This window comes from Rhizobacter sp. (assembly GCF_035702065.1).
In the GTDB taxonomy this organism is placed as follows: Bacteria; Pseudomonadota; Gammaproteobacteria; order Burkholderiales; family Burkholderiaceae_C; genus Rhizobacter.
In genome coordinates, this window is record NZ_DASSRA010000246.1 from 1 (window position 1) to 4,451 (window position 4,451).

General features: G+C 71.5%; 6 protein-coding genes. 5 read left to right on the plus strand and 1 reads right to left on the minus strand.

Going from position 1 to position 4,451, the window contains the following annotated elements; genetic code table 11:
- The 4 genes from VFL64_RS11325 to VFL64_RS11340 all read left to right on the plus strand — a co-directional run.
- Positions 1–833, plus strand: an 833-nt coding sequence (locus VFL64_RS11325) for a hypothetical protein (RefSeq protein WP_489540481.1), incomplete at its 5' end; no start/stop codon positions are given.
- Complete coding sequence (locus tag VFL64_RS11330; protein ID WP_489540482.1) at positions 833–1,885, plus strand: vWA domain-containing protein; 1,053 nt, start codon at positions 833–835, stop codon at positions 1,883–1,885. The genes VFL64_RS11325 and VFL64_RS11330, both read left to right, overlap by 1 nt.
- 58 nt (positions 1,886–1,943) lie before the next feature.
- On the plus strand, positions 1,944–2,480 hold the full coding sequence (locus VFL64_RS11335; RefSeq protein WP_489540483.1) for an MxaK protein: 537 nt from the start codon (positions 1,944–1,946) through the stop codon (positions 2,478–2,480).
- 13 nt (positions 2,481–2,493) lie between these two features.
- On the plus strand, positions 2,494–3,501 hold the full coding sequence (locus tag VFL64_RS11340; protein WP_489540484.1) for a vWA domain-containing protein: 1,008 nt from the start codon (positions 2,494–2,496) through the stop codon (positions 3,499–3,501).
- On the opposite strand, the gene VFL64_RS11345 is transcribed toward VFL64_RS11340, so the two are convergent.
- Positions 3,450–4,007, minus strand: coding sequence for an NAD(P)H-dependent oxidoreductase (locus VFL64_RS11345; RefSeq protein WP_489540485.1), 558 nt, complete (start codon positions 4,005–4,007; stop codon positions 3,450–3,452). The genes VFL64_RS11340 and VFL64_RS11345 overlap by 52 nt on opposite strands.
- 132 nt (positions 4,008–4,139) lie before the next feature.
- On the opposite strand from VFL64_RS11345, the gene VFL64_RS11350 reads away from it, so the two are divergent.
- The gene (locus VFL64_RS11350) at positions 4,140–4,451 is read left to right on the plus strand and encodes a hypothetical protein (RefSeq protein WP_489540486.1); all 312 of its coding nucleotides are present in this window, start codon (positions 4,140–4,142) and stop codon (positions 4,449–4,451) included.

The following is a 4,451-nucleotide window of genomic DNA, read 5'->3' on the forward strand; positions in this document are numbered from 1 at the left end:
CGGCGCAGGCCGCCGACACGCTGCGCGCCACCACCATCGAGCCGCGTGCCTTCGGCTACCACGTGGGCGACGTGCTCGAACGCGAGCTCATCGTGCATGCCCCCGAAGGCTTCGTGCTCGACGAGACAAAGCTGCCGCGTCCAGGCGCTCGCGGCAAGGCGGTGGAGCTGCAGAGCGTGTCGCGCCGCAGCCGCGCCGAGGGGGGCGGCACGCGCCACGAGCTGCGCCTGAGCTACCAGGTGTTCTTCTCTCCTCCCGAGGTGCGCACGCTGGAGATTGCGCCTTTCTCGCTGGGCTTTCAGGGCGAGGGACGGGAGCAGTTGTTGCGCGTCGACGCCTGGCCGGTGACGGTGTCACCGCTGGTGCCCACCGAAGTCTCACCGCGCGAAGGCCTGGGCGAGCTGCGGCCCGACCTCGCACCACCGCGGCTCGACACGCAGCCCGCGCAACGCCGCCTCTGGGCCTATGGCGTGGTGCTGTTGCTGTGCGCGGTCTACCTCGGGCAGGTGTACCTTGTTGCGCCCTGGTGGGACAGCCGCAAGCTGCCGTTCGCCCATGCCTGGCGGCACCTGCCTGGCGACAAGCCGCGGGCCGCCTTCCAGCGCGTGCACGACGCGCTCAACCAGACCGCTGGCGAAGTGCTGTTCGAGCACGGCGTCGACCGTTTCGTGGCGGCGCAACCGCGCTACGCCAAGCTGCGCGCCGAGCTGCTGGCCTTCTTCCAGCACTCGCGCCGCGAGTTCTTCGCCGGCGAACAACCCACGGCAAGCGACGGGCGCTGGCTGATCGAGTTCTGCCGCAAGTGCCGCGATGCGGAGCGGGGAGCCGCGTGATGATCCAGTTCGACACGCCCTGGCTGCTGGGCCTGCTGCCGCTGGCGCTGCTGCCGCTGTGGTCGCGCGCCGAGCAGCCGGTGGTCAATGCCTGGGTCGCGTTGATGCCGCGCGACCGCGCCTCCGACGCGCTGCGTCGCGCGCTGCAAGCTGCCGCGGTGCTCGCGCTGGCCCTGCTGGTGCTGGCCATGGCCGGCCCGCACCGGCCCGAGTACACCGTCGAGCGCGTGGGCACCGGCGCCGAGATCGTGGTCGTGCTCGACCGCAGTCGCAGCATGGACCAGGGCTTCGCTGGCGCGCGCCTGGCGTCGGGCGCGAACCGCCCGCGCGGCACCGGGCCCGAGGCGATCGACTACTACATGAGCCTCGCGCCCGGCCGCCCGCGCGACGCCAAAGGCAAGGTCGCGCGGCGCATGCTGTCGGAGTTCGCGAGCAGCCGGCCCGACGACCGTTTCGGCATGGTGGTGTTCAGCACGCTGCCGATGCGCGTGTTGGAGTTCACGCAGAAGAACGAGGTGGTGCAGGCCGCCATCGCCGCGGGCGAGATCGGCCGCGGCCTGTCGGAGACCAACATCGGCCTGGCCTTGCTGGAGGCGCTGTCCTTCTTCGACGAGCGGCCCTACACCGGCTCGCGCATCGTGATGCTGGTGTCCGACGGCGGCGACCACCTCGACCCGGGCACGCAGGAGCGCATCGCCTATGCCGCGCGCAAGCACCGCGCGGCCATCGACTGGTTCTACCTGCGCTCGGCCAACAGCCCCGGGCTCAATGCGGAGGCCGGCGACCCGCTGGGCGCGGCCGACACCGTGCCCGAGCACCAGCTGCACCGCTTCTTCCAGTCGCTGGGCACGCCCTACCGCGCCTACGAGGCCGACAACGACAAGGCCTTGCAGGCCGCCATCGACGACGTGAACCGGCTGGAGAACCTGCCCATCACTTATCTCGACCTGGTGCCGCGGCGCGACCTCGCGCCGTACGCGCATGGCGCCGCGCTGCTGTGCGTGCTGCTGCTGCTCGCTGCCCGGGCGCTGGAGATCCGGCGATGGGCATGAGCGCGCCGGGCCGCTCCCAAGCGCGAATCCCGGAGCGCTTTGCGCGGAGGGCAGACCAGTGACCACGCGGCGGCGCACGCGCGTCGTGCTGGGGGTGGCGGCTGTCGCCGTGGTCGCCGCATTGCTCGATGGCGCGTACCTGTGGCGGCTGCAGCGCTGGAACGTGGCCATCGCGGCCGATCCGCCCGTGGCCGCCACCGACGCGCCGCCCGAGCTGCAGTTCGCGTTGGCCCATGCACAGGCGGCGAGTGGCGCCGACACCGAGGCCCTGAACCGCTACCGCGCGCTGCAAGGCGACACGCCACTCGGCCAGGCGGCGCGCTACAACAGCGCCAACCTGCTGGTGCGCCAGGCGCAGGCCCTGCGCGCCGGCGCGCAGCCGGGGCAGGCCCTCCCGCTGATCGAGCTGGCCAAGGAGATCTACCGCGAGGTGCTGCGCCACGACCCCGGCCAATGGGACGCGCGCTACAACCTCGAACGCGCGCAGCGCCTGCTGCCCGACCCCGACGACAGCCTGGCCGAGCCGGCCGACACGCAGCGCAACGCCGAGCGCGCCGCGACCACCATGCGTGGCTACTCCCCCGGAATGCCATGACACCGGGCCTCCCATGACGCGCGAACGCTGGCTGCTCGCCGCCGCGGCGCTGGCGCTGGCCGCCACCTTCCTCAACCCCAGCGTGCGCATCGAGCGCAAGCTGTTCGAGCACGTGGTGGTGCTCGACATCACGCAGAGCATGAACGTGACCGACGCGGTGCTGGCCGGCAAGCCCGTCTCGCGCCTGGACTTCGCCAAGGACGCACTGCGCCAGAGCCTGCTCGACCTGCCCTGCGGCTCCAAGGTCGGCTGGGCGGTGTTCACCGAGTACCGCGCCTTCCTGCTGCTGGCGCCGGTGGAGGTATGCGCCAACCTGGGCGAGCTGCGCTCGTCGCTGGCGCGCATTGACGCGCGCATGGGCTGGTCGGGCAACAGCGAGGTGGCCAAAGGCCTGCACAGCGCGCTCGGCATCGCGAAGGCGCTGCCCGGCAAGCCCTCGCTGGTGTTCATCACCGACGGGCACGAGGCGCCGCCGCTCAACCCGCTGTACCGCCCGGCGTTCGACGACAAGGCGGGCGAGGTGCCGGGGCTCATCGTCGGTGTGGGCGACCTGTTGCCCTCACCCATCCCCAAGACCGACCCGCTGGGCCGCCCGCTCGGCTTCTGGCAGGCCGACGAGGTGATGCAGACCGACCCGCGCAGCCGCGGCCGCGGCGCGAGCGTCGAAGGCGAGAAGCTGCTGGACGAGGGTGCCGGCCCGCCGGCCACCGGCCTGGGCGGCACGCCGGGGCGCGAGCACCTGTCGGCCTTGCGCGAGGGTTATCTGCGCCTGCTGTCGGGCGAGCTGGGGCTGGGCTTTGTTCGGTTGCAGACGGCGCAGGGCTTGTCGGAGGCGATGAGGTCGCCGGACCTCGCCAAGCCGGTGGTGGCGCGGGCCGATGTGCGTGTGGCCCTGGCCGCGCTGGCCTTCGTGCTGCTGCTGGCGTGCAGCGTGTGGCCCTGGGTTCGGCGTCTGGCTCAGCGCCTGGCTCAGCGCGCGAAGAAGCCGTCTGCCGCGGCGAGGGCCGCCTCGTCGGACTGAACCGCATCCGGCGGCCCGCCCTTGCCCCACAGCACGCCGGCCAGCGGCATCGAGAGGAAGCCGGCGCACAGCCCTGTCGAGTCGATCATCGGCTGCGCCTTCTCGCGGTTGCCGCTGGTGGTGACGAGGTGCAGGCGCTTCTTCGCCATCTCGGCCTTGAAGGGCAGGCCCTCGATGCGCAGCCACGCGCTCCAGTGGTCGAGGTAGGTCTTGAGCGTGCTCGGGAAGCTGTACCAGTAGACCGGCGCCACCAGCACGAGGTCGGTGCAGGCCAGGGTCGCGTCGAGCAGGGTGCGCAGGTCGCCCTGCGGCCAGGGGTAGGTGCCCACCGTGTGCCGCTGGTCGGTGAAGGGCGGCAGGTTCATGCGCGCGAGATGCAGCCAGGTCTGCGCGGCCTCGGCGGGCAGGCCGGCGGCCGCGCGGCGGGCCAGCCATTCGGTGTTGCCGACGTGGCCAGGCTCGCGGGTAGAAGCGACGACGAACAAATGGTGGGACATGGAGGACATCAGAAAGGGCGTGGAGGGAAACAGTCGCTGTGACAACAGATGAAACGAAGGCAGCGGGCCATGAAGCGGGCTTGAAACGAGCGGGCCGGACACTGCCTTTCACTGCCACTTGCCACTGAACCGGAGATTCCCATGCCCACTTTCCTGGCCCGTCTCGCCCCCTGCCTCGCGCTCATGATGGTGGGGCTGATCGGCACCGTCGCCCACGTCGAGGCGCAGGCGCAAACGACCGCCGCCGTCGTCGTGAACGAGTATGACGTCTTCGTGGACCCGCCCACGGCCTTCGCCTTCATCAAGCTGCCCACGGGCTGGAAGTTCATCGGCAAGCTCGATGCCGACCAGCTGCGCCACCTGCCGCCCGGCACGCTGACCTCGCTGCTGCCGCCCGACGAAGAGGCCGTGAAGCTCGCCGCCGAGACCAAGCCGGCCAAGCGCAAGAGCTGA

What these genes read in the sequence shown, in the direction of transcription:
- VFL64_RS11330 (WP_489540482.1), top strand. Translation starts at nt 833, where the DNA reads ATGATCCAGTTCGACACGCCCTGGCTGCTGGGCCTGCTGCCGCTGGCG.
- VFL64_RS11340 (WP_489540484.1), top strand. Translation starts at nt 2,494, where the DNA reads ATGACGCGCGAACGCTGGCTGCTCGCCGCCGCGGCGCTGGCGCTGGCC.
- VFL64_RS11345 (WP_489540485.1), bottom strand. Translation starts at nt 4,007, where the DNA reads ATGTCCTCCATGTCCCACCATTTGTTCGTCGTCGCTTCTACCCGCGAG.
- VFL64_RS11350 (WP_489540486.1), top strand. Translation starts at nt 4,140, where the DNA reads ATGCCCACTTTCCTGGCCCGTCTCGCCCCCTGCCTCGCGCTCATGATG.